This is a genomic window from Streptomyces sp. NPDC026062, from assembly GCF_055568375.1.
This window is the reverse complement of sequence record NZ_JBVHOQ010000130.1, coordinates 1-1,440: the sequence shown is the minus strand read 5'-3', so window position 1 is coordinate 1,440 and position 1,440 is coordinate 1. Positions and strand designations below refer to the sequence as shown.

Annotated in this window: 1 protein-coding gene; it reads right to left on the bottom strand. The window is 66.6% G+C overall.

Annotation, left to right across the window (positions count from 1 at the left end; genetic code table 11):
* Positions 1–1,440, bottom strand: a 1,440-nt coding sequence (locus ACZ4LX_RS38135) for a non-ribosomal peptide synthetase (protein WP_467652007.1), incomplete at both ends; no start/stop codon positions are given.

The window sequence follows — 1,440 nt, the reverse complement described above, 5'->3', positions numbered from 1 at the left end:
ACGACGTAGGCGACCAGCCGCTTGTCACCCGGGATGTCCTCACGGGCGATCACCGCCGCCTGAGCCACCCACGGATGCGCGGCCACAACACTCTGGATCTCACCCGGCTCGATACGGAACCCACGGATCTTCACCTGCTCGTCCGCCCGGCCCAGATACTCCAACCGGCCATCAGCATCCCAGCGGACCAGATCCCCAGTGCGATACAACCGCTCACCCGGCCCACCGAACGGACTGGCCACGAACCGCTCCGCCGTCAGACCAGCCCGGCCCACATACCCCCGTGCCAGCTGCACACCCGCCAGATACAACTCACCCGCAACCCCCGGAGCCACCACAGACAAACCCCGGTCCAGCACATACACCCGCGTATTGGCCACCGGCACACCGATCGGCACCACCGGCTCACCCCGACGACACCACCACGCCGTCACATCCACCGACGCCTCCGTCGGCCCATACAAATTGTGCAACTCCACACCATCACCCAGGACCTCGAAGAACCGATCCCGCAACGACACCGCCAACGCCTCACCCGAACACACCACCCGAACAAGACCCCGGCACGAAACCGCCGACGACTCCCCCAGGAACGCCTCCAGCATCGACGGCACAAAATGCACCGTCGAAACCCCCTGCGACGCAATCAACCCCGCCACATACGCCGGATCACGATGACCCCCCGGACGGGCCACCACCAGCACCCCGCCCTCCAACAACGGCCAGAAGAACTCCCACACCGACACATCGAAACCAAACGGCGTCTTCTGCAGCACCCGCTCACCCGGCACCAGACCGAACCGCGACTGCATCCACACCAAACGGTTCACGATCCCGGCATGCGACACCACCACACCCTTCGGCCGCCCCGTCGACCCCGACGTGAACAACACATACGCCGCCAGCCCACCCGACAACGCACCACCACGCTCCACCACCGACAACGCGCAAGCCTCAACACCCGCCAGCTCACCCACCGTCGCCGGATCATCCAGCACCAGCACCCGCCGGCCCCCCGGCACCACCGCCCCCACATCCCGGCAGGTCACCACCACATCCGCACCCGCGTCCGCGAGCATGAACTCCACCCGCTCAACCGGAAGCTCCGGATCAACCGGCAGATACGCAGCCCCCGCCTTCAGCACACCCAGCAACGCCACCACCAGATCGACACCACGCTCCAGGCACACCCCCACCACGGACTCCAGACCCACACCCCGGGCCACCAACAACCGCGCCAGACGATTCGCACGCGCATCCAACTCCGCATACGACACCTCAACACCCTCGAACACCACAGCAACCGCACCCGGCATCCGCGCCACCCGCGCCTCGAACAACTCCGGCACAGTGACCCGCGGCATCTCAACCGCCGTGTCGTTCCACTCCACCAGAACCCGGCGCCGCTCAGCCTCACCCAGCACATCCACCGCGCTCAGC